Genomic DNA, 21,871 nt, shown 5'->3' with positions numbered 1-21,871 from the left:
TTACTCATGTTGGTCATTGACCACTGACCTTCACCAAAATCAGGTAGCCAAACCAGATGATACCAAACACAAAGATTCCCAATACTATGATCCGCATTGTCTTTTCAAACCATTCAGGCATCTGACCGCCCCCTTATAGTTTGATCATAGCGAATTCCCCCACTATTTTCAACGATGCGGAATAACTTATAGGTCCAGGCACAGTTTTTGATCATGCAGTGCTTGAGCAATCTGATCGCGAACCTGTGGCGTGCCATTCAACTTCGCGCCATTGACCTGATCGGTAAACGTGTCAATACGGCGACTGGTATCGCGCAAATCATAATAGGTATTTACAATTTGGTCATAATCCTTAAGACTGGCTGGATCAATATCTTGATACTCATTTTCAAAAACGATCTTATTCAATGGCAGTCTAGGCTTCAGCTGCGGTTCTTGATCCGGCACCCCAAGCTGCAGGCCCAGCGTTGGGAAAGTATGCTTAGGCAAGTGCAGCGTATTAATAATCTTAGCGGGCTCATTTTGAATCGACCCTAGAATCACGCCGCCCAGCCCCATGCTTTCCGCGGCGATCAAAACGTTTTGCACGGCTAGCACGGTATCTTCATAGGCCTGCAGAAACATCTCGGTTTTTTCAATACGACGATCGTCAAAATTTCCCTGATGGTGCCGGATCAGCTCATTACGGTGCAGATCAGTGATAAACATCAGCAATTCGCCTGCCGCTCCAACATATGGCTGGGTGCTGACCGCGCGAATCACGGCCCGTTTTTGCGGATCGGTTACTCGAATAATCGTCATCTGCTGTAAAAACTCACTGCTGGCGGTCTGACGAGCAACTTCAAACAGCGTTGTCAACTGCTCATCAGTCAGCGGCTGGTCTTTAAACTTGCGAATCGTACGGTGATTCAATTGGTGGTCGATGGTAAAGTTATGAATCATGCTTTCAACTTCCTTTTTGTAAGAGGTTCTCTACACTTTAACGCCAATGCAGTTATTGTTCAAGTGCAATTTTTTCTCTCAGCTCAATTACATTCTTAACTTTGATCGGCCGAGTCATAAATCTTTCGCTCTTCATCGACATTGCTGCGATTGAAGAATCAATAGGATGCCACGGCCATTCGCCTGCTTACGTCCCTTGACATCATTAGATCAGAAATCATCCAAGCAATAAATTAAAGCTTGGCGAAACCAAATTGACTACAATTGTCAACTTGTTTATCATTATCAATATTGGCCACCCGTTGACAATCATCAGACTTGCCACATGGTTAAAGCAACCGACCTTAATTAATCGACAAGGAAGTTTTTTATGTTCAATACAATCATCTCGGCCGTAACTGCCTATCTTTCGACGAATCTGGACTATCTTGGCTTCTTAGTGGCCTTTTTTGCGCAAAGCAAGGCGCCCCGAAAATACCGCTATATTCTATTTGGCAATGTAATCGGCGTTATCATTCTGGTAAGCTGTTCTTTGATCTTGGGACTAATCCTGCATACCATCCCGTCAGAATGGATACTGGGCCTTTTAGGCATCATTCCACTATATTTTGGCTGCCGATTACTCTTTTCCAATGATGACGACGATCAAGACATTCAAACTGGCTTAACCGGCTTCAAGTTAAGCAGTTACGTCGCCTTACTCACGGTTACATCGTGCAGTGCCGATAATCTCGGCATCTATACGCCGCTTTTTGCCGCCATGACGACTCCTAAAGCAGTCTATGCTACGCTGCTGACCTTTGCATTAATGCTGATCATTGTATTTTTCTTTGCATTGGTTTTGACTCATCTTCCTGTAATAACCGGCATTTTAGAAAAGCATGGCAATCAAATCAGCGCATTGATTTATCTTGGCCTTGGCGGCTATCTTCTTTATGAATGCGGCACGTTAACTCATTTATTGGCCTATTTTTACTGACTAAAAGGCATGCTCCGCTTTAAAAGTGGTAGCATGCCCTTTTTAATTGGATTCGTTTTTAGTGAACGACTGAAGCTTCTCCACTGCGACTAAAACATTCGCTGCTGCATGCGTTCTTCCAAGCGCTGAATCTGCCCTTCCAGATAGTTTACCTGGCGATGCATGGCTGCCGTCGTTGCGTCCGGATTATTAAGAATCTCAAAAGCACGATTTCGATAGCGGCGGTGCTTTTCAAACTGCATTACGCCGATTTCCTCCGCGCTGGCAACCAGACTGTCGTAACGCTTCAGCATACCTTGCAGCTGTTTTTTAGCGCCAATCTTGGCAGTAGCCTTAGCTTTGGTAGCCACAGGCTGTCTTGTTCTGTGCTTGGTTCGCTGACGCCGCTTTGTTGAACCAGTAGCAGGGCTGGCAAGGGGCTGATGATTGAACACTGCCGTCAGATTCTGAATATCTTCAGTCAAAAGCGGCAGCTGTGCCTGTTGACAAGCCTTGATGCGCTGGTAATGAGGAATAAATTTGCCAGCTTTGAGCGCCCGTTGATAAAGTTCAGCCGGAAAACCAATTCCGCGCTGATGCTTTGATTGAATCTCCGCTTGTTGAGCTGCTGAATAAAACGTCTGCCAATTGTTCATGAGACTCTTCCTTAATTGCTTTAATTGATCTTTTTAATCTTAACATAAAAAAGGCACCGTCATTTTTGGCGATGCCTTTTCACTTCACTAAAGCATTATTTCGTGTAGTCAACATTCTTGGTTTCTGGCGTCAGTGCCCAGGCAACCACCGAAACCACTGCCAAGACAAACATGTACATCCCGGCATAGTGCAAGCCAAACGTAGCGATCAGCCAAGTTGTGATGGTTGGCGCAACGGCTGCCCCAACAACTGCGGCCAGATTATAGGTGATCCCAGCACCGGAATAGCGAACCTTAGTCGGGAAAAGCTCTGGCAAAACCGCACCGACTGGACCATACAGCGTCCCCATTACCACAAATCCCAGGCCTAAGAACAGCAGCATGCCGACCATATTGTGCTGACCCTCCAAGAAGTATGGGAAGACCAATGAGAACACAACCAAGGCAACCGAGGCCGTCATCAAAACCTTCTTGCGTCCAACTTTGTCAGCCAGGACTGAAGTGGTCATGATCAATACGGCAAACTCAACGATCGCCGCCATCAACAGCAGCAAGAATTCAGAATGACTAAAGCCTAATGCTGTCGTAGCAAAGGAAAGTGACCACGTCGTTAGCGTAAAGAACATTGCATAGGTAGCGCCCATCAAAAAGGTGCCTTTCAAGATCTCTCGCCAGTTTTCCTTAAAGACTTCCTTTAAAGGCGAGCGCGTCGTATTGTCGCGTTCCTGAGCCAGCTTAAACAGCGGCGTTTCCTGCAGACGGTGCCGAACGTAGAGACCGATTACGACCAAAACGGATGAGGCCCAGAAAGGCACCCGCCAGCCAAAGCTCATCATCTGGGCTGGGGTCAGCATTTTTTCCAAGAAGTAGAACAAGCCATTGCAGATGAAAAAGCCGATTGGTGCCCCGACTTCAGGAAAGGCTCCATAAAGCGCCCGCTTGTCGGCTGGGGCATTTTCCGTTGCGACCAAAACAGCCCCGGACCATTCACCGCCCAGACCGATTCCTTGAACGAAACGGCAGAGACAAAGCAGCAGCGCGCCGCTAACCCCGATGCTTTGGTAGCCGGGAATGAAACCGATTGCCACCGTAGCAACCCCCATTACCAAGAGCGATACGACCAGTGTCTTTTTCCGACCCAGGCGATCACCAAAATGGCCAAAAACAAATGAGCCAACCGGCCGTGCAACAAAGGCGACCCCAAACGTCAAAAGACTCAGCAGCGTAGCTAACAGTGGCGTCATCTGAGGGAAAAATACCTTAGGGAAATAGGCTGCTGAAGCCGTCCCATATGCATAAAAATCAAAAAATTCAATGGCTGTCCCCATCATGGATGCCAAAATTACCGTTTTAACTGGGTCTCGCTGCAACTTTTCATTGTTATTCGTCATCATTCGTTCTGTTGCGTTTTCCATAGCCATCCTCCTATTATTTTCATCGTATCCTTACTATTTTTCTTAATGTCGCTAATGCCACTAATGTCGCTTTCCATAAAAATCACCCCTAAATAAAAAGCAGCTGACTGTTTCATGAACAGTCAGCTGCTGGCAGATAAACCATTTGCTGAACTGTTCGCATCATCGAGGACGGTGATGCGAACACGTCAAAAGATCCGCATCACCTAGATAATAATGCGAATAATAATAATGTTGGATAATTGACTGGTTTTTTCAGCAAACATCATTTTTCTGCCTCCTCTGTTTTGATGTTCTAAATTTACCACGAGTTTTATTAACTGTCAATTATAAAATTAAAAAACGATGTGAGAATTTTAATTTAAATTCCTGCAAACTAAAAAGCCGGCAGATTGCTCATGCCAGCCTTCAAATTCAACCTGGGTATGAATTGCGATAGCGTCGACTCAAGCCGGTAATCACCAAAACCGTCATCACGCCATAAACCGCGGCTACATAGCCAACGCTTCTCAAAGACAGATAGTGCACTGTTTCAGCAGCCGTAAACGATCCTAAGGATATGCCAATATTGGCAAAGATCGAATTTAAAGACGATGCCAGATCAAGCGACTGTGGATATTCTTTTTCAGCAATATCTAAAAACATCAGCTGCGTTGATGAGCCATAACAGGCCACCATCAAACAAAGCATGGCAATCAAGGCTACTCCTAGCCAACGATAGCGAAAGCTTGGCGCCAGCCCCAACAGACAAATCGTCATCAAAACGTAGATCTTTGGCAGTGACTGAATGCCGCGATGGTCAGCCAAATAGCCGCCAAACTTGTTGCCAAGCGTAAAGAAGATCCCCATGCCAAACAAAAGCCAGTTAAGCCAGGTCGTATTAAAGCCCATCATATTGGTCAGCAACGGCCGCACATAGGTATAGAACGTATAGTCAGCCGCACATACCAAAACGACAAACACCACCCCCAGCAAAACGCGTGAATCTCGAAACAGTTTAAATTGAGAGCTTAGGCTGCCACGGACCTGCGGTGTCGTGCGTGGTGCCAGCCAGACCAGCATGATAAAAGTGATTATCGTCAGCCAGGTAATCATCCAAAAACTGTCATGCCATGAAAATGTCGTACTGATTGTCGTTCCAATCGGCACGCCAATAATCGAGGCAATGCTGAAACCGGCAAACACCCATGAAACCAAACTGGCTCTTTTATCACGCGGTGCAACATAGTTAGCCATCACCAACACCAATGAAATGATTGCCCCAGCAACCATTGCCGTAAGAATTCGTGAGCCAATCAATGACCAGAATCCCGTTGCCAGTGCCGTCCAGGTATTGCCAACAAAAAAGACCAGCATCAAAACCAACAAAACATGATATCGGTTGAAACGACTCGCTAAGGTAGTTACGATCGGCGTTGAAACAGCATAGATCAGCGCAAACAAGGTAACCGTATACCCCAGCGCTGAAAGCGAGGCATGAAATTCTTTTGCAATGTCGGGCAAGACCCCGACAATCATGTATTCATTACAGCCTAACATAAACGCTACAAAAACAAACAGCAACGCTTGTAATCGATATTTATTCATTCTGCTTCTTCACTCATTTCAATATTCTAAAAAATCACAATAAAAGCTAGTTTACTTGTTTTCATAATGATTTTCAATAAACTGTAGAAAAAACGGGATTATTTTTTACTGATTTTAGGTGACCATAGTCTTTTTCTATGCTGATTAATAATTTTAAGCAACCAAAAAGGCCCGCCTCTTAATTGAGACGAGCCACTTTGGGAAGGAATCTGCTACTTTGCGCCAAGCATTCTATTTTCATACTTAACTTAAACACATTTTTGATTCAATCTTCCGCAAAGCTGCATTATTTTATTTAGTACTGGCGCACGCTGGTAACCACACAATTACAATCCGATGCTTCTGGTCACTCTTACGCTGCTTCTAGGCCTACTCGATGACTTCAGCCACCAGCTTCAGTCGAAACCGCATCACGCGCTTCGCTGAATATATCTCTTATCCTTCCACGCCTATAATATACCATATTCTGTAAGCGGTTGCAAGAATCATTTAAAAATTATTTTTTCTGCGATCATAAAAACTGCTACTTAATTACTGCTGGCAGAATCAAAATGATCGAAACCAGATTATTGATTAGATGGATCCCGATTGAATTGATCAGATTGCCCGTAGAACGGTAAACGTATGCCAGCACGCAGCCCATATAAAAATAGATCAGATAACTGATAATATTGCTGCTGGCATGCACCAGCGTAAAAACCAGCCCCGACAGTAAAATCGGCAGCCAAAAATCACGCGTGTTAAAAAACAGATTCATAAACAGGCCACGAAAAATCAATTCTTCAGCAAATGGCGTCAAGCACACGGCTGAAAAACAGACCAAGACACCAACAATCGGACTGCCGCTCATTGTGTCAATGATGGCTTGATTATTGGCCGTCTGCACTTGATGATAAATCAGCCGATTCAAATTGCCCAAAACGATCTCGCCAGCTACAATTGCCAAATAGCCGCCTAAAATCGTTCTGCTATGGGCCAAAAAACTTTGTGAGCGGTGATTAAAATGATCATAGCGATGATACAGTCTTTGTCCCCAGACAATAATTATTCCGAAAAATCCTAGATACAAAATCACCCAAAGAACCGTCAGTCGTGGATGCTCGGTAATATTACGCGCTGCTTCTGGCGGCATCAAAATCAAAATGCAAAACGCCGAAAAAATCAGCAGAGCGCGGGGAAAGCTTGGTCGTCTGTCAGTCGGCATGCTGTCACTTCCTTATTGGTTTTTCAATCGTTGATCAGGGCCTCGATACCCGCTTGAAAGCGTGCGACCGGCTCATCACCGGCTTGCTGGCGCTGCGTGTCGATCAAGCGCTGCATTTCATCAGCCTGCGAGACTGCCTGGACGATCTTAATAGCCATTTTATCAAATTCAGCCGCGGCGTAGCGATTTTCATCAGCAATGAAGCGCGGCTCATGCATTGTCTCATTAAATCCCAGAATCAGCATGTTATTTTCAAACGCCGCCCGCACGGCATCCAAAATCTCATCACCTTGGTTGATATCCAGATAAACATCGCATTTTTTCATTAGATCTCGCGCCGTATCCATCTTGACGACCGGATACAGATAAACGTTTTCATATTTCTGCATTTCCATTAAACGATCAGACATCTCAGTTAGCGCCGCAACGTGAAAATCAAACTGCGGCAAAATCTTTACCAGGTTTTCCAACTGCATGATCTGGTCTGAATTGGTCAAGATCAGGATCGTAGGCCGCAGCGAGTTCCCCCGTGGATGCGGATAGACGATGCCTAAATAGTCGGTCGCAACATGTTTATTGTTTTTGAAAAACTTTTGACGACTCTGCCAGACGCGATAGTCCTGGACAATCACATGCCGTGTCCGAGTCTGATTTTGATAGATGTAGTCAAGATTGCCCGGTAGCTTATTTTGAACCGGTTCATGCCAAAACAGCGTATCATGACCTGATGCCGGCAATTTTAATGTCGTTAAAAAACTAGTGCTCAGCGTATTATAAAAAATTCGATCCAAATCCAAACCGCTCTTTTGCAGATAGTTACTGACAAAATCTGGCAGACTCTTGAAATGACGACATTCCTGGCGCGTATTCAAAAACAGGCTGCCGTTGTCTAGATGCCATTCGATCACCACACGGCCCTGCTCGTCAAAAAACTGCTTGAGCCAGGCTCGATTATCTGACCAGCTGGTTTTGGCAAACAAATGGCCAAAGCGATCATACTCATCGACCCACTGCAGCTGGCCCGCCTCATTTAGCCAGCGTACCTGCTTGACTTGCCGCGTATTGTCGTTTTTGGTAAAAACAACGTCCGCGCGCTTATGATTCAAATCATAAATCTGCGCGCCCCGGCTGCTGCCGATGATTCGCCAAAAACGCGGCACCGGAATCTGATCAAAATAGAGCGGCTGTCCTTCGTCTGAACGCGGACAATAGTACTGCAGCGGCGATTGAATGTCGTGCGGCAAAAAACCATCATCATGAATTACCACCGTGGGAAGCTTTAATTGCGCAATCAGCTGTGCCAGTCGAAAATCACGGGTCGCTTGATCCCACTTATCAAACAGATTAATCATCTTGCACCTCATTTACCAATGTTTGCCATTTTTGCGCGATCTTGTCATCCAAATATGGCTGCGCCAATTCATAGGACTTCTGACTAAACCCAGCCGCTCGCTGATCATCGCTGAACAACTTGACGATGGCTGCCGCGAGTGCTTTTACTTTGCGCTCTTCTGGCCATTCTGCTTGATATGGCAGCCGATAGCCGTTTTGATCCGGATCAATAAACGTTTGATTGCCATATGGAACGTCAAAGCCAATCATCGGCAGTCCCGACCCCACGGCTTCCATCAAGCTCAAACCAAAGCCTTCACTGGTTGAAGCTGCAATATAGCCAGCATAGTGCTGATAGATGGCAGTTAGATTCTGCTGTCCTTTTAAACTGATATAGTCTTGGGCCTGCAACTCATCAATCAAGCGCTGCAGTCTACTGTGCTGTGCACCCTGACCATAAATATCCAAAGAGACGTCTTGAATTGATTTTCTAGCTTGAACAACGGCTTTTACCAACCAGTCAACATGTTTTTCATTGGCCAGTCGCGAAGCCGTGATCAATGAATGGCGGCGCCGCTGCTCGTAAGGCATCTTCATCAGTTTCGTCAGGCTGCCCACCGGAATGGCGGCAATTTGTGGCGCTTGATGCTGATACTTTTTCATTTGAGCAGCCAGGACGCGTTTTTGTGCCAGCGTTGAGACGATAAAGCAGTCAGTCTGATCAGCATGCGTAAACTGGTACTCGTAATAGTTGTTCCATAAAATGTTCGTCTGATTGGTATAGTGCTCATCATAATGCTCGGCATGCACTACAACGCCAAGTCTTGCCGGCGAATGCATCTGATACCAAAGCTGACCGCTGACCAGTCCCCGCCCATCTTCACGATCCAAGATAACCAGGTCTTGATTCGTAAGCTTTAAACGACGAATCATTTCAGCATACAGCGCGGTTTTAGAATAAAAGATCTGGTCTTTCAGCTCAAAAATCTCGTTTGCGCCATTAACGTATTGATGATAGGCAATCGAGCCATCCTCATTATAAAAGTCACGGGCATAGACATGATTGCCAGCGCTGAGATATTCGGTTACGTATCTTATGTATGAATAAAATTCCCGTCGCACCATCTGGGATTCGACTACGTATTCGGCGTAGTCAATAGCCTGTGTCGTCAGATCATAAATGCGGACATTGATTTTTAGGTTTTCATCGGGCAGCCAATAGTGGACTACCTGCTTGCCATCCGCGAAATTCTGCACGGTAGCCTCAACATTGCGCTCCGCAAAATGCTGTGCTCGCTTAAACTCGCTTAGCGGATAGGTCGTCGGCGCAATTTTGATATCGGTAAAAAAGTTGTAGAGCCAGATTACGTCTTGATCGCGAAAACCCAGATTGCGCGTCAATTCAGCAATGTTATCAGCTAAAATCAAATCTGAAAAAATAAACTTTGCCGGAATCTGCATGCTAGAAAACACTTTGGATCGGTAGGCCTGCGCGTACTCAACCCCGCTGCTGGCCCAGCCAATTCCCAGATTTACATTATAGACCGTCATTTTTAAGCTCCTTTTTTCAAACGCTTAATTAAAAACGAGATCAAGTCATCAAAGACGTTGATCTCGCTTTTTATCATCGGTAACGCCAAACAGCCAGATTGTTAACTAGTTTTGACTGGCGGCTTTAATTTCAGCCAGCGTAGGAATCGATGGTAGAGCTCCCATCCGCTGAACCGTAATTGAGCTGGCCCGCTGAGCAAAGATCAATGCTTCTTTGATGTTGCTCATGTCAGGCTTTAATTGAGAGCTCAAGGCACCAATAAACGTATCGCCGGCTGCTGTTGTGTCAACCGCGTGTACCTTAAAGGCTGGCACAAAGTCATAGCCGTTTTGCGTACAGTAGAATGCACCCTTGCTGCCGACCGTAATAATCAGATTCTTGACACCCATTTGGGCAAAGTGACCAGCAGCTTCAAGCATTGAAGTCTCGTCAGCAATGATAACGTTGGTCAGCGTGGCACATTCGGTTTCGTTTGGAATAATCAGATCCGTAACCTTCAAGATTTCAGGGTCAATCTTGGCCGCTGGTGCCGGATTCAGAATTGTCTTAACGCCGTGCTGCTTAGCCAGCTTAAATGCTTCCAAAGTCGTTTCCTGCGGCGTTTCAAACTGCGCGATCACAAAATCGGCGTTTGCAATGGCAGCTTGAGCGTTATCGACATCGGCTGGGGAAACACACTGGTTCGCCCCGCCATAAACCAGAATACTGTTTTGACCGTTGTCATCGAGCAGAATCGTGGCCGAGCCAGTCCCAGCATTGTCATCCTTGGTAATGTAACGCGTGTCGATATGGTTTTCGCTTAATGAGTCAATCATAAACTGACCCGATTGATCATTACCGACCCGACCAACAAACTTAGTGTCAGCGCCGGCACGTGCCGCAGCAACTGCCTGGTTGGCCCCTTTACCACCAGCAGCACTGCTCTTGCTTTCAGATGACAGTGTTTCACCAGGCAATGGCATCCGCTTGATTCGCAGCGTCGTATCAACGTTCAGACTACCAACGACCGTAACTTTATTCGTCATTTCAAAGTCTCCTTTGCGTTTTAATACAATCAGCAGAATAGTAAATGCTTTTATGTGTTATTAAATCAGTATTTCTCAACTACACTATTTTAGCATATCAACTTATGCGCAAACAAGTCTATGCCTGCTTGGTGCTGTCTCTGACCACCAATTTAACGCCAAAGTAGGAAGTCTGAACGGCTGTCTCCGGGTTTTGAATTCGTTTAAACAGCATCTTGGTAGCCTGTTCGCCGATTTCACGGATGGGCTGTTGAATCGTCGTTAGTTTTGGCGTTACGTACTCAGCCAGATCAATATCGTCAAAACCTACCACAGAGATGTCGTTTGGAACACTGACGCCATTTTCAGCCAAGCCGCGGTAAAGCCCAATCGCCATTTCATCGTTGGCCGCGAAAACCGCCGTTGGATGCTGCGCTAACACGCCCTTAGTGCACGAATAGCCGCCATGCTTAGTCAACTCGCCATAAATCACGTCGGTCTGATCGTTAAAATCAACATGATGCTTACGCAGACCATCAATCAATCCCCGCAGCCGGTGGTTCAAGTTGTCAGTCATATTTTCCGGCATGATGCTGACCACATGCTGATGTCCCAAACCAGCCAGGTGTTCAGCCGCCAAGTACCCACCCTGATAGTCATCGATCAAAAGTCGGTCCCCGCCATTGGCCTCGTTTTGGTCGAACAACAGATACGGAATATCATTTGGCTTCAGCAGCTGTTCAATCGTATCGGTAGTAATTGAAGAACTGGCAATGATCAAGCCATCAACGGCCCGTTCAATCAAGCGGCCAAGATAGTAGCGCTCCAATTTTTCTTCATGATTGGCACTAAAAATCAACGGCATAAACTCGGCTTGACGAGCTGCTTCCTGCACGCCGCGAATAAACGTACTGAAAAAAGGATTGCCAATATTGGGTACCAAGACGCCAATCGTTTTAGATGAGCGCATGATCAGATTACGTGCGTTAAAGTCGGGAACGTAATTCATCTGATCGCGCAGTTCCAAAACTCGTTGCTGCGTAGTTTGGCTGAAACGCTGCCCCTTGCCGTTTAAAATCTGCGATACCGTTGTGACCGAAACCCCAGCAGCCTTTGCCAGATCGCGAATTGTTACTTTGTGTTTCATAATGTGTGCTTTCCTCTTGTTTCATTAGTAAACCTATTTACGAATCAGTTTACCACATATTTACCAGCTGACCTTTAAATAATTAAAATAAATCAATATTTTTTTAATTTTGGTGAAAAACGCCTGCCATAATAGCTTTGGTCTGCATGGCTTGAAAACCGCGCACCCGCAGGTAGTCGATCTGGGCCAGTAAAATATCATAGGTCCAAAGTGAAGAAAGGTCATGCTCGTTATAATAATGCAGCGTCAAGCCGATATGCGTCAGTTCATGCACCATTCCTTCAAAGTCATCGCGGCCCTTGTATTTTTGCGTGCCAATCACTACCGGCAGCTCATGGTCAATCGAATCTTTCAAAAGCGTATTAAGTAAATTGACATGACTAAAATCATGCGCGCGCAAAAAACGCTGCAGGCCAAAAACGTCAAAATAGCCATATTCTTGCGCTACCTTGCTTTTATAAGAACAGGTCGTTAAATAGTCGGTCTGGCTTCTAACGGCATGAATGCTTTTGATACGAATCAGCGTCAAGCCATTGATCTTGCAGTCCCAATCCAAAGTCATCAGCAAAACGAACAGCGGATCCATGGCAATCACGAACCCAACGTTAAAGGTATCATCATCAGCAAAGTTATAGACCTCGACTAAGGTTCCCTGCTGCTGGCTGATTGTCAATTGCTCGCGAATCTGCTGCTCATTCATGTGTTCAATCATTTTTTAACGTCCCTTCAAAAATTGTTATTTTTATTTTGCCTGTTTCCAATATAAACGGCAAATTTTTTTGATGCGCTCAATTGCCTAAATGATGCCTTGTTGGCCTTCCTTGACTGCCAGACGTCCACAAAATATGGACTTATTTTATGGGCAGACACTATATTTTGTAGTAAGATGGTCAAGTTGAATTTTTATGTAAAGAGGGGCCAACATGGTGATTATTACAGCAGGAATGATTGGAGTCGGCAAAACAACGCTTACGGCTAAGATTGCCGATCACCTACACACGAAAGCCTTTTTTGAACCGGTGGGCGAAAATCCGGTATTGCCGCTTTACTACAAGGATCCTAAACAGTATGGCTTCCTGTTGCAGATCTACTTTTTAAACAAGCGGTTTTCCATGATCAAACAGGCATTAAGCGATGACAACAACGTGCTGGATCGCTCAATCTATGAAGACGCGCTGTTTACCAAAGAAAACAACGCAGAAGGCAATATCTCTGATACGGAGCTGGACGTTTATCTAAAGCTGCTTGACAACATGATGAGTGATTTGAACAAGCTGCCTAAAAAAGCGCCTGATTTGATGGTCTATTCAGAAACTTCTTTTGAGACCATTCTCTACCGAATCAAAAAACGGGGTCGCGACTATGAACAGATCGACAACAACCCCGAGCTTAAAGACTACTATTACAAAATGTGGAACGCCTACCAAGACTGGTATCAAGAATACGATGCCAGTCCCAAGATGAAAATCGATCTGGATAAATACGACCTGGAAGATCCGCAAAATGTTGCCGCGGTTCTGGGAATGATTGATGAGCGGCTGGCCCAGATTCGCTAACTCAGCCTTGTTTAAATGCTGGCTGACCAGGCGCTATTGATCAGCCATTAGGATAGCAAAACCATCGTTTGAGTCAATTGACTAAGCGGTGGTTTTTATTTTAGATACATTCGCCGCAGCATCTCTAAAAAACCAACGCTGCCAATTCCACTGACAACCGGCAGCCACGTGTGCTGACGAACGGAGGGTTGCGACTGTTTTGTTCGCGCGGGTTTCGTTGATTCAACCAAGGCCGCCGTTTGATGCTGCTGATGACGATGATCCGTGCTTGGCCGACTAAAAGACGAACTGGCTGCTTGGTTGATTGGATGATCAAAACGCGTCAACTGATAGGCTTCAATTAATTGATTCAGCTTTTGATCATACTTAGGATCCGTAGCATAGCGGCCCTTTAAAAAACTGGTTGCCGATCGATAGTTGGCTGCATTGCTGCGATGAACCCCGGCATACATCGGCTGATCCAAAACGGCCGCATAATCGCTTAACGATGCTTTTTCATCAGTATAGCTTTTAAAGGTTCCCGCGACGATAGCTGGCTTGCCGCTGAGACATTCCTGTGTCATCATTGCAACGCCATGACCATGCCAGGTTCCTTTGATGCCGAATAGATTATGATGAACCCGGCTTAACTCGCTGGTTCCCCAATTGCTCTCCAGGACTGCCTGCGCGATCAGAACCGACGCATAAAGATCATGCTTTTGACCAACTTTTTGCGCGATTGGGCCCAGATGCGCGATAAACCGAGCTTGATCCCTGGTTGGACAAAGCGGCGCGTAATGCTGATTTGAGCTCGGCAGTTCGCTGGTCGTCTGATCAGATGGCAGGTGAGCATTGCCTTGATCGGATTCCTGTTCATTGCCTGCTGACTCATCGCCGTCAGTGCTATGGTCCGTGGCTGTCTGATCATTCAAAGCCGGTGTGATATTTTGCTGCGACTCCTGCATGCTCTTTAGCCATTCAGCATGTTCTAAAACCAGCTGCTGGCCATCTTTAAAGCCTTGACAATAAGCTGTTTTAACCGGTTCTTGATCCGGTACCAGCTGTGGCTTGTTTGCCATGGCATCCTGCAAGCCTTGCTGATAGGCAGTTTTACATTTTGCCAGCCAGTTGTTTTTAAAATCTTCCCCCATACCATCATCACTTGAAGAACCGATGGCAGTCGGCAGTTCTTTGCAATCACGCTCATTAGACGCATTGCCTGCTGCCAAAGCCGGTGTCATCAACTGCAAAACCATTGTCATCGTTATCAGACTCGTCAGCCAGATTCGTTTTTTGATCATATTGAAATCATCCTTTCTTTTGCTCTTGATATTCCATATGTCAAAAAATGCTGATCGGCACTAAAAAAGCCGGCCCCAATTTCTTGAGCCAGGCTGAAATTAATTAACAAGATAAAGCAACCGCGCTGTCTTAGACTTAGAAAAAGCCTGAAACAGCGCGGTTTTTAATTAAACTAACCCCTAATTGCTTGCCAGTTTAAACAGGCATAGCAGCATCAAATCTAATAAACAATTACCGGTTCATATTGACTCAATGAATCATATGCCGTTCCCGCGTCACTGGTATGCATATTGACACAGCCATTGGAACCGTTGTTCAGATAAGCCGTGCTTGACCAGTCCGTTCGCCAGCTGGCATCATGAAATCCACAGCCACTATCGGTAAACGGTGCCCAATAGCTGACTGGCGAAGCATAAGCTGAACCGTTGTCGCTGGTACCACGTAAAGTAGTGTTTCGCTGCTTGTACATAATATACCAGACTCCCTTAGGCGTATCATCGCCACTGCTATGTTTACCAGTAACCACGCTGGCATCAAAAACGCATTTGCCGTCCTTGTAAAACCAAACGTGCTGGTCGGAAATTGAGACTTCCGCGTAGGTATTACCAATACCATGGTTTGATGTCGTGCCATAACCAATGCCGCCAGTATTATAGCCAACTCCATAGACGTCGTTTTTGGCATTGACGCTGGTCTGATGGTTGATCAGGGCCTTGGTTAAAGTAGCCGCGGCTTTAGTCTCACTAAGCCGCCAGCCATATGAACCGCCCGTCGCTGTTTTGATCTGCTTGCCGCTGTGCGTGGTAAACGTAAAGCTCTTATCCAGAGTCGATTGATTCTTGTTCACCTTTTGAACCAGCTGGTGGAGAGCCTTGGTATCAAATTGGTATTGGTGATTCAGATACGTAGCTTCGGTAATAATATCATTGGTCGTTAAAGTGTAGGTCTTGTTTTCGACTTGATAAGTCAGCTTTTGATTAAGCAGTGCCCTTAATTTGACGGCTTCCTGCTTAACCGTTTTGCTGCTGGCTGCCAATGGATGTTGATATTGCTTATGCAGCACGATCTTAACGTTGGCTGCATTTTGATCAAAGTCTTTTAAAAGCGCTTCGGTATCATAACGATTGCCTTTTTGGGCCGGCTTGATCGTGACTTTGCCATTTGCCAAAACCGCTTTGGCATCAACCGGCGCCTTGCGACCAACATTTTCTTTTTCGATATTGGCCTTTAAAGCTGCCCGCATTGCTGCAATCCGTGTCTTATCGACATGACTTGGGACAACCTTGACATTCTTGGCCTTGCTGGAAGGAAAGAACGTGACTTGTTTTTTTAGGGCCGTTTGGAATTTGCTTAGATCACTCTTGGTAAATCCCGCGCTGCTGGATTGGCCTTGATAGATCACCTTGCCATCCAGCTTTACTTCGTTGGTCAGCCTGGTCTTGGCCACTTTGTCATAGGCCTGCTGCGCGGTTAAGCCCCCTACGGCCACGCCATTGATGGTTGTATTCTTATTAAAATGAGTTCTTTGATGCCAGGTCATCACGCCAATCACGATGACCAGCAGCGTTGCGATAATGCCCAAAGACATTTTCGTGCGCGAGTTCATATTTCTCAGCTCCCTTAACCTTAACCTTGTGCAACGCCAATTATATAACATTACCAAATTGAAAGATATTATAATTTCCGTCAGTGAATCGTTCATTGATAAACAGCGATAGCGGCTAAGGTCTAAAACATCTGGATACCATCAACCTGCATTTTGCAGTTGCCTAAATAGCGTTTTGACGCGATCGGATCAATTAGCCACGCCAGCATTCGCTATCCGGCCACTAAAGTTCATCTGACTATGGCCATTACGATGTTAGTCGAGCAGCTTTGTGAAAGAAATCAGTCTTTGCTTGACTGCGAAATTTATCTACTTTCCGCTGCTTTTTTGCCAAAAGTAGGTAATAGCTTTTTCCTCGCTGATATTATGCAAGATTTTTGGCATATAAGTACTGCTATTTCCAACACGACTGGCAACCGGTCAATTTGGGAAGCTTCATCAGCCGCAGTTATTGAGAAACTTGTCGCAGTCTAGGTCATTTCAGTTTTATTATGCAAATAAAAAAGACCTGGCAAATCAAATACCAGGTCCGAAACGTTTTGAAAAATCAGCTTTCAAATGGTCGGCCATTAGATTTCTGGATAGCTTTCCATTTTAACGTTGAGCTTCTTATTGTTTTCGTCGGTCTTAACAACCATGACGTCACAGTTGGCTTGACGAATTACATAAGCAGCCGTAGAACCAACGATCATCCGCCCAATCATGTTCAGACCCGTGGCCCCAACCAAAATCAGGTCAACGTTATGTTCTTTGGCATAGCCTTCCGTCAGTTCCAGCTTGGCGTTACCAATCTTGACATCAGTTACGACATCACTGACTCCAGCAGCTTCGGCCTTTTTCTTCATCTCGGCCAGTTCCTTAGTCATTTGATCCGTAGCTTTCTTGTAGATGTCACGATCAACGAATCCATAGCCAACCGTGCTTGAGTTTGGATAGCGTTCACCGTTGACGATGCTCAACAGATGCAGCTTGGCGTTATTGCGCTTAGCAATGTCGATAGCTTTTTGAACCGCCATCTTGGATTGTTCAGAGCCATCAACACCAACTAACAAGTTCTTGTATTCACTCATTATTGCCACCTCCATAAAACAACCTTATTAAGAAAATCTACATTGGTTTTCTTTAATATTATTTTACCACGAAAACGGTTTCTTGAACAATATGTTTTCCTTATTCAACTACTAAGTCGTGAATTGCCTGCATATAGATAGCCATCGACTTGATTAGATCTTCAACCGGCTGAAATTCATTTGGCTGATGCATCGTGTTCGGCGTATCCGGCATCAAAGCCCCAAACGCTACCCCACGACTCATTAAGCGGCCATAGGTTCCACCACCAACGACCTCGGCTTGGGCAGTCTGGTCGCCAGTCTGATCAATGTAGGCCTGCAAAAGCGTAGTCACGATCGGATCATCGGCATCAACATAATGGGGTACCTCGCCTTGATTACGACTGATGGCAAAATTATGATCTTGGGCAACCGGCTTGATGCGATTTAAGATTTCATCAGCGGTGATACCTTCTGGATAGCGGAAGTTCATATCAATGTGGCCGCCATCATGTTGATCAAACTTCAAGATACCAGCGTTCATCGTCATCTCGCCCATCTTATCGGTTGCAAATGCCGCATTAAAGCTGCTGACGCGTGTATCCAAATGCAGATAGCTGGCTACAAAATCGATAAAGTCGCCAGCCCGCCCCCGAATGTCAAACTGCTTTAAAAACGTTGCCAGATAGGTGCCGGCGTTGATGCCTTTTTCAGGTTCCATCCCATGGGCAGCCTTGCCAACCACGGTTAATTTAATTCCATCAGCATCGGTTTCAATGCTCCCGGTAATCGGATTTTCATCCAAAAAATCGGTAAATGCAGTCGCTACGGCTTCGTTATCCGCTGCTTCAATCGTGGCTTCGGCATCGCGTGGTACCATGTTAAAACGCAGGCCCGAGTCAAAATGCTTTAAGACTACTTCGCCTTCATTACCACCATCAATATCCAGCAACAATGATACCTGGCCTTTTTCACCATTGATCAATGGGAATTCGGCGTCCGGCGAGAAGCCATAGGTTGGGGCCGGTTCCACTTCAAAGTAGCGCTTCATCCCCGTCCAATCGTTTTCTTCATCGGTACCAACGATAAAGCGTACCTTCTGCTTAAAGACGGCACCATGATCCTTCAAGTACTTTAAAGCATAATAGGCAGCCATCCCAGGCCCTTTGTCATCGGAAACACCGCGGCCATACAGCTTGCCATCTTTGATCACTGGGTTAAACGGATCGGTCGCCCAGCCTTTTCCTGCCGGCATGACATCCAGGTGGGCCAGGATTGCCAAGGTCTCATCGCCTTCACCCCATTCAGCAAAACCGGCCACGTTATCGATGTTTTTAACGCGGAAACCATCCTGCTCAGCCATTTCCAAGAAAGCTTTCAATGCCTGGGCTGGAGCTGGGCCAAGCGGATATTCCGGCGTGGCTTCATCATCATTGCGCACGCTGGGAATCTTGATCAGCGTAGTCAAGTCGTTAAGATATTCTTCTTTTTGAGATTGTGCGGCTTTTAACCAATCAGTCATAAAAAAACCTCCAATGTTAGTCAAATTCCTAGATTTAATGATAACATTATTTGAGGTTGATTTACGGATCAATCGTCAGTGGATTTTATTGGATTAAACAAAGGAAGTTATCAAACATGCAAAACTTGGATGAGTCAATTCTGCAAAAAGTCATTAAAGCCCGCCCACAGGAAAGCTTTAAGGGAACTTTTGGCAAGGTCGTGCTGGTTGGCGGCAATGAAAACTTTGGCGGTGCCATCATCATGGCCGCGACGGCAGCAGTCTATGGCGGGACTGGTCTGGTTACAGCCGCTACCGATCCAGTCAACTCGGCAGCCCTGCATGCTCAGCTGCCAGAAGCAATGTTTGCCGATTTTAATGACGATCAGCTGGTTGGTGATCTGATCGTGGCGGCTGATACGGTGGTCGTTGGCCCTGGTCTCGGCGATAACGCGCAAAGCCTGCACATTCTTAAAAACGTTTTTGAATACGTGCACGATGGTCAGACACTGGTAATCGATGGCTCAGCAATCACCTTAATGGCTCGGGAAAACCTGAAACAGCCCGCCTGCCAGATTAGTGTCATCTACACACCGCATCAAATGGAATGGCAGCGGCTTTCTGGAATCAAGATTGCCGATCAGTCCGTTGAAAACAATCAAAAAGCCGTCCAAAAGCTGAATGCAACTGTTGTCTTGAAAAAGCACCATACTGAAATCTATCATGACGATCAAGTCTTTAAGCTGCCAATCGGTTCTGCCGCGCAGGCTGTCGGTGGCATGGGCGATACGCTGGCCGGAATGGTCGGCTCGTTTACGGCTGAATTCAAAGATGCCGGTTTGGATGCAGTATTGGCCGCTGTTTACGCGCACAGTGCTGTAGCTGACCAGATTGCGGAAAATCAATACATCGTTTTGCCGCACCAAATCAGTCATGCCTTGCCTGCCTTTATGAAAAAAGTTGCCGATCAAGATACTGAAACGCATATTGGATTTATGGACTAAACAATAAAATCCATGACGTCACAACCGGGCGTCATGGATTTTTTGATGGTTGACTTGCTTAAGCGGCAAATAAGTCATTGACCGCGATACTAATCTGCTTGGGCGTCAGATTATCCTGAACGATCTGACCCTTGGCGCGCAGTTCCAGCTTGGCGTCTTGCGGCTGTTCAGCCAGTTTGGTTAGATCGACTTCATGGTTGTCGGTGTCCGTAACGTCGAAATGAGACTTCTTCATCTGGTTAATCGTAGTTTCTTTGATTTCCATAATAAAATCAGCCTTCCTTTCTTGTTTACGACTACGTTTTAGCACGTCTTGGTCGACTTGTTAAATATTTTGACCTTTCTTGACCATCTTTTTGATAATAAAAAAGCCCGCCCCAAATCTGAGACGAGCAAATCATTTTAATTCATATGCAGCCGTTCCCGTAAAAGATCAGCCCGCGCGCCCAGCAAATGGTCAGCCAGTCGTGATTTCAGTGCCAGATAAGCATAAATGACACCACCAACGGCTACCCCGAGAATCAGCAGGAAAAAAGCGGCATAGCGGCCATGCGGATTAACCAGGTATCCCAAACCAAACATCACCAGTTTAGTAGCTACAAACATGACCAAAGAAAAGGCCAAAATCTGATTGGTTGGTTTAGCCATTTCTTCAAAGTGCAAGCCAAATTCCATATTAAACGAATGCAAAATCAAGTAGTTCATCACCACCATGGCCAGTGCCGTTGCCAACAGCGGTCCCATGCCCTTTAAAAGCCAGATGCATGGGAACTGCAAAATCAGCTTGATGATCATGCCGACTCCCAAAATCTTCATCATCTTGCGGTTTTCCGAAATTCCCTGCATCATCGCGGCTGCTACGCTGTAAAGCCCCATGGCAATCGAAGCAAACGCCGCAAATTCCAAAATTACGATTCCGGCTTGATTATAACGATAAAAAACCGTGTAGACTTGCGGTGCTACGGCAACCAGGCCAAGTGAAGCCGGTACCATGATAAAGTAGAACAGCTCCAGCGCGTTTTCAATCTGCGTGCGCATGCCTTCCTGATCATTTTTGGCGCGTGCATGAGCCAGCAGTGGAATCACCGTTGTTGCCATGGCGGTTGCTACCGCAATAATGATCATGTAAAGTTTATTGGCATTAAAGCTGAACATGGCATAGACCGTGTTCATTTGATAGTAGGTAAAGTGACCGACCAACGGCATCATCTTAAAGAAGGTATATTGATCAATCAGTTGGAAGATCGTAATCCCTGATTCAATCACGATAAACGGAATGGCCTGATAGACGATCTTGACAATCAGCTGCACCGTTGATATTTCCGGTGTCGCCGGACTGTTTTCCAGCATCTCCTCCATTGGCCGCCGATAATGAATCCGTGCCATGATCAGCACCGCGGCTGCTCCTAAAGCCCCAATAAAGGCAGCAAACGTTGACTGGGTAACCGCTAAGACCCAACTCCCTTTTTGGATCTTCATGACCAGATAGGTAGCGCCCAGCATGTAGATGATTCTTAAGAGCTGTTCGATCAACTGCGAGATGGCTGATGGCGCCATCCAGCTGTAACCTTGCAGATACCCCCGCGAGATACTGATGCTGGGAATCAAGAGCACGGCCCAGGCTAAAGAACGGATGACCGGAATCTCGTTGGGATCGCCGCCATCCAGCAGCGCCGCGCCAAACATCATGATCAAAGCGGCAATCACCCCGGTTGCCATTGAAACGTACATCCCCGTATGATACAGCTTTTTGCTGATGTTGGTCTGATTGATCCCGTTATAATGGGCAACCAGCTTCGACATTGCGGATGGGATCCCCGCCGTCGCGATTACCAAAAACAGGTTGTAGATGTTGTATCCCTTGGCATAAAGCGCGTTGGCCTGATCACTGTAGGCCCCCATCCAAGTTACCCAAGGGATGATATAAAGTGCACCCAGAACTCGCGACAATACACTCCCTGCCGTCATCCAGGCCGACCCACTGAGCATTTTTGCCTTGGCTGCAGCCTGCTTGCTCGGGGCCGTTTTTTGTTGTGCATCCATAATTTGCTGCTTTCCTACCTTTTTAATTGTTAAA

The 21,871-nt window shown here is 46.0% G+C and carries 19 protein-coding genes; 3 read left to right on the top strand and 16 right to left on the bottom strand.

Going from position 1 to position 21,871, the window contains the following annotated elements:
- Window positions 1-186 precede the first annotated feature (186 nt).
- Window positions 187-942 carry an NADPH-dependent oxidoreductase gene (locus tag ACLUWI_RS05325; protein WP_169462543.1) on the bottom strand — a complete coding sequence of 252 codons (756 nt, stop codon included), beginning with the start codon at window positions 940-942 and terminating at the stop codon, window positions 187-189.
- Between the two features lie 370 nt (window positions 943-1,312).
- Between ACLUWI_RS05325 and ACLUWI_RS05320 the strand changes: the two genes are divergently transcribed.
- Window positions 1,313-1,921 carry a cadmium resistance transporter gene (locus ACLUWI_RS05320; protein WP_412146469.1) on the top strand — a complete coding sequence of 203 codons (609 nt, stop codon included), beginning with the start codon at window positions 1,313-1,315 and terminating at the stop codon, window positions 1,919-1,921.
- A gap of 89 nt (window positions 1,922-2,010) precedes the next feature.
- On the opposite strand, the gene ACLUWI_RS05315 is transcribed toward ACLUWI_RS05320, so the two are convergent.
- The 9 genes from ACLUWI_RS05315 to ACLUWI_RS05275 all read right to left on the bottom strand — a co-directional run bounded on the left by ACLUWI_RS05315 (window position 2,011) and on the right by ACLUWI_RS05275 (window position 12,509).
- Window positions 2,011-2,556 (bottom strand): hypothetical protein, encoded by a 546-nt coding sequence (locus ACLUWI_RS05315; RefSeq protein ID WP_412146468.1) that lies wholly within the window; start codon window positions 2,554-2,556, stop codon window positions 2,011-2,013.
- 95 nt (window positions 2,557-2,651) lie between these two features.
- A complete protein-coding gene (locus ACLUWI_RS05310; protein ID WP_412146467.1) occupies window positions 2,652-3,971 on the bottom strand; it encodes an MFS transporter in 1,320 nt (439 codons plus the stop codon).
- Between the two features lie 414 nt (window positions 3,972-4,385).
- Window positions 4,386-5,558, bottom strand: coding sequence for an MFS transporter (locus ACLUWI_RS05305; RefSeq protein ID WP_412146466.1), 1,173 nt, complete (start codon window positions 5,556-5,558; stop codon window positions 4,386-4,388).
- A gap of 523 nt (window positions 5,559-6,081) precedes the next feature.
- The gene (locus tag ACLUWI_RS05300) at window positions 6,082-6,762 is read right to left on the bottom strand and encodes a CPBP family intramembrane glutamic endopeptidase (protein ID WP_412146465.1); all 681 of its coding nucleotides are present in this window, start codon (window positions 6,760-6,762) and stop codon (window positions 6,082-6,084) included.
- Window positions 6,763-6,785: 23 nt separating this feature from the next.
- Window positions 6,786-8,114, bottom strand: coding sequence for an accessory Sec system glycosylation chaperone GtfB (gene gtfB, locus ACLUWI_RS05295; protein WP_412146464.1), 1,329 nt, complete (start codon window positions 8,112-8,114; stop codon window positions 6,786-6,788).
- Window positions 8,107-9,645, bottom strand: coding sequence for an accessory Sec system glycosyltransferase GtfA (gene gtfA, locus ACLUWI_RS05290; protein ID WP_412146463.1), 1,539 nt, complete (start codon window positions 9,643-9,645; stop codon window positions 8,107-8,109). The genes gtfB and gtfA overlap by 8 nt, the downstream gene beginning before the upstream one ends.
- Before the next feature lie 105 nt (window positions 9,646-9,750).
- Window positions 9,751-10,671 (bottom strand): ribokinase, encoded by a 921-nt coding sequence (gene rbsK, locus ACLUWI_RS05285; protein ID WP_412146462.1) that lies wholly within the window; start codon window positions 10,669-10,671, stop codon window positions 9,751-9,753.
- A gap of 118 nt (window positions 10,672-10,789) precedes the next feature.
- Window positions 10,790-11,797, bottom strand: a complete 1,008-nt coding sequence (gene rbsR / locus ACLUWI_RS05280; RefSeq protein ID WP_412146461.1) for a ribose utilization transcriptional repressor RbsR — start codon at window positions 11,795-11,797, stop codon at window positions 10,790-10,792.
- 103 nt (window positions 11,798-11,900) lie between these two features.
- Window positions 11,901-12,509, bottom strand: a complete 609-nt coding sequence (locus tag ACLUWI_RS05275; protein ID WP_412146460.1) for a hypothetical protein — start codon at window positions 12,507-12,509, stop codon at window positions 11,901-11,903.
- A gap of 211 nt (window positions 12,510-12,720) precedes the next feature.
- On the opposite strand from ACLUWI_RS05275, the gene ACLUWI_RS05270 reads away from it, so the two are divergent.
- Window positions 12,721-13,353 carry a deoxynucleoside kinase gene (locus ACLUWI_RS05270; RefSeq protein WP_412146459.1) on the top strand — a complete coding sequence of 211 codons (633 nt, stop codon included), beginning with the start codon at window positions 12,721-12,723 and terminating at the stop codon, window positions 13,351-13,353.
- Window positions 13,354-13,448: 95 nt separating this feature from the next.
- Here the strand turns inward: ACLUWI_RS05270 and ACLUWI_RS05265 are convergent, their stop codons facing one another.
- From ACLUWI_RS05265 to pepV, 4 genes are all read right to left on the bottom strand, one after another.
- A complete protein-coding gene (locus tag ACLUWI_RS05265; protein ID WP_412146458.1) occupies window positions 13,449-14,633 on the bottom strand; it encodes a glycoside hydrolase family 73 protein in 1,185 nt (394 codons plus the stop codon).
- A 221-nt stretch (window positions 14,634-14,854) separates the two neighbouring features.
- Window positions 14,855-16,240 carry a L,D-transpeptidase family protein gene (locus ACLUWI_RS05260; protein ID WP_412146457.1) on the bottom strand — a complete coding sequence of 462 codons (1,386 nt, stop codon included), beginning with the start codon at window positions 16,238-16,240 and terminating at the stop codon, window positions 14,855-14,857.
- Between the two features lie 569 nt (window positions 16,241-16,809).
- Complete coding sequence (locus ACLUWI_RS05255; RefSeq protein WP_412146456.1) at window positions 16,810-17,310, bottom strand: universal stress protein; 501 nt, start codon at window positions 17,308-17,310, stop codon at window positions 16,810-16,812.
- A 100-nt stretch (window positions 17,311-17,410) separates the two neighbouring features.
- Window positions 17,411-18,811, bottom strand: a complete 1,401-nt coding sequence (pepV, locus tag ACLUWI_RS05250; RefSeq protein WP_412146455.1) for a dipeptidase PepV — start codon at window positions 18,809-18,811, stop codon at window positions 17,411-17,413.
- Between the two features lie 116 nt (window positions 18,812-18,927).
- On the opposite strand from pepV, the gene ACLUWI_RS05245 reads away from it, so the two are divergent.
- On the top strand, window positions 18,928-19,794 hold the full coding sequence (locus tag ACLUWI_RS05245; protein WP_412146454.1) for an NAD(P)H-hydrate dehydratase: 867 nt from the start codon (window positions 18,928-18,930) through the stop codon (window positions 19,792-19,794).
- A gap of 58 nt (window positions 19,795-19,852) precedes the next feature.
- Here ACLUWI_RS05245 and ACLUWI_RS05240 read toward each other — a convergent pair whose 3' ends face one another.
- A complete protein-coding gene (locus ACLUWI_RS05240; RefSeq protein ID WP_006500124.1) occupies window positions 19,853-20,059 on the bottom strand; it encodes a hypothetical protein in 207 nt (68 codons plus the stop codon).
- Window positions 20,060-20,196: 137 nt separating this feature from the next.
- A complete protein-coding gene (locus tag ACLUWI_RS05235; protein WP_412146453.1) occupies window positions 20,197-21,837 on the bottom strand; it encodes a polysaccharide biosynthesis C-terminal domain-containing protein in 1,641 nt (546 codons plus the stop codon).
- Between the last annotated feature and the right edge of the window lie 34 nt (window positions 21,838-21,871).

The sequence above is a fragment of the Limosilactobacillus mucosae genome (assembly GCF_046939755.1).
GTDB lineage: Bacteria > Bacillota > Bacilli > Lactobacillales > Lactobacillaceae > Limosilactobacillus > Limosilactobacillus mucosae_A.
This window is presented reverse-complemented; position numbering and strand designations above follow the sequence as displayed.

Coding starts and splice junctions, on each gene's coding strand:
- ACLUWI_RS05255 (WP_412146456.1), bottom strand. CDS start 17,310: ATGAGTGAATACAAGAACTTGTTAGTTGGTGTTGATGGCTCTGAACAA.
- ACLUWI_RS05265 (WP_412146458.1), bottom strand. CDS start 14,633: ATGATCAAAAAACGAATCTGGCTGACGAGTCTGATAACGATGACAATG.
- rbsK (WP_412146462.1), bottom strand. CDS start 10,671: ATGACGAATAAAGTTACGGTCGTTGGTAGTCTGAACGTTGATACGACG.
- ACLUWI_RS05315 (WP_412146468.1), bottom strand. CDS start 2,556: ATGAACAATTGGCAGACGTTTTATTCAGCAGCTCAACAAGCGGAGATT.
- ACLUWI_RS05300 (WP_412146465.1), bottom strand. CDS start 6,762: ATGCCGACTGACAGACGACCAAGCTTTCCCCGCGCTCTGCTGATTTTT.
- gtfA (WP_412146463.1), bottom strand. CDS start 9,645: ATGACGGTCTATAATGTAAATCTGGGAATTGGCTGGGCCAGCAGCGGG.
- ACLUWI_RS05270 (WP_412146459.1), top strand. CDS start 12,721: ATGGTGATTATTACAGCAGGAATGATTGGAGTCGGCAAAACAACGCTT.
- ACLUWI_RS05325 (WP_169462543.1), bottom strand. CDS start 942: ATGATTCATAACTTTACCATCGACCACCAATTGAATCACCGTACGATT.
- ACLUWI_RS05245 (WP_412146454.1), top strand. CDS start 18,928: ATGCAAAACTTGGATGAGTCAATTCTGCAAAAAGTCATTAAAGCCCGC.
- rbsR (WP_412146461.1), bottom strand. CDS start 11,797: ATGAAACACAAAGTAACAATTCGCGATCTGGCAAAGGCTGCTGGGGTT.
- ACLUWI_RS05310 (WP_412146467.1), bottom strand. CDS start 3,971: ATGGAAAACGCAACAGAACGAATGATGACGAATAACAATGAAAAGTTG.
- ACLUWI_RS05240 (WP_006500124.1), bottom strand. CDS start 20,059: ATGGAAATCAAAGAAACTACGATTAACCAGATGAAGAAGTCTCATTTC.
- ACLUWI_RS05305 (WP_412146466.1), bottom strand. CDS start 5,558: ATGAATAAATATCGATTACAAGCGTTGCTGTTTGTTTTTGTAGCGTTT.
- pepV (WP_412146455.1), bottom strand. CDS start 18,811: ATGACTGATTGGTTAAAAGCCGCACAATCTCAAAAAGAAGAATATCTT.
- ACLUWI_RS05260 (WP_412146457.1), bottom strand. CDS start 16,240: ATGAACTCGCGCACGAAAATGTCTTTGGGCATTATCGCAACGCTGCTG.
- gtfB (WP_412146464.1), bottom strand. CDS start 8,114: ATGATTAATCTGTTTGATAAGTGGGATCAAGCGACCCGTGATTTTCGA.
- ACLUWI_RS05320 (WP_412146469.1), top strand. CDS start 1,313: ATGTTCAATACAATCATCTCGGCCGTAACTGCCTATCTTTCGACGAAT.
- ACLUWI_RS05275 (WP_412146460.1), bottom strand. CDS start 12,509: ATGATTGAACACATGAATGAGCAGCAGATTCGCGAGCAATTGACAATC.
- ACLUWI_RS05235 (WP_412146453.1), bottom strand. CDS start 21,837: ATGGATGCACAACAAAAAACGGCCCCGAGCAAGCAGGCTGCAGCCAAG.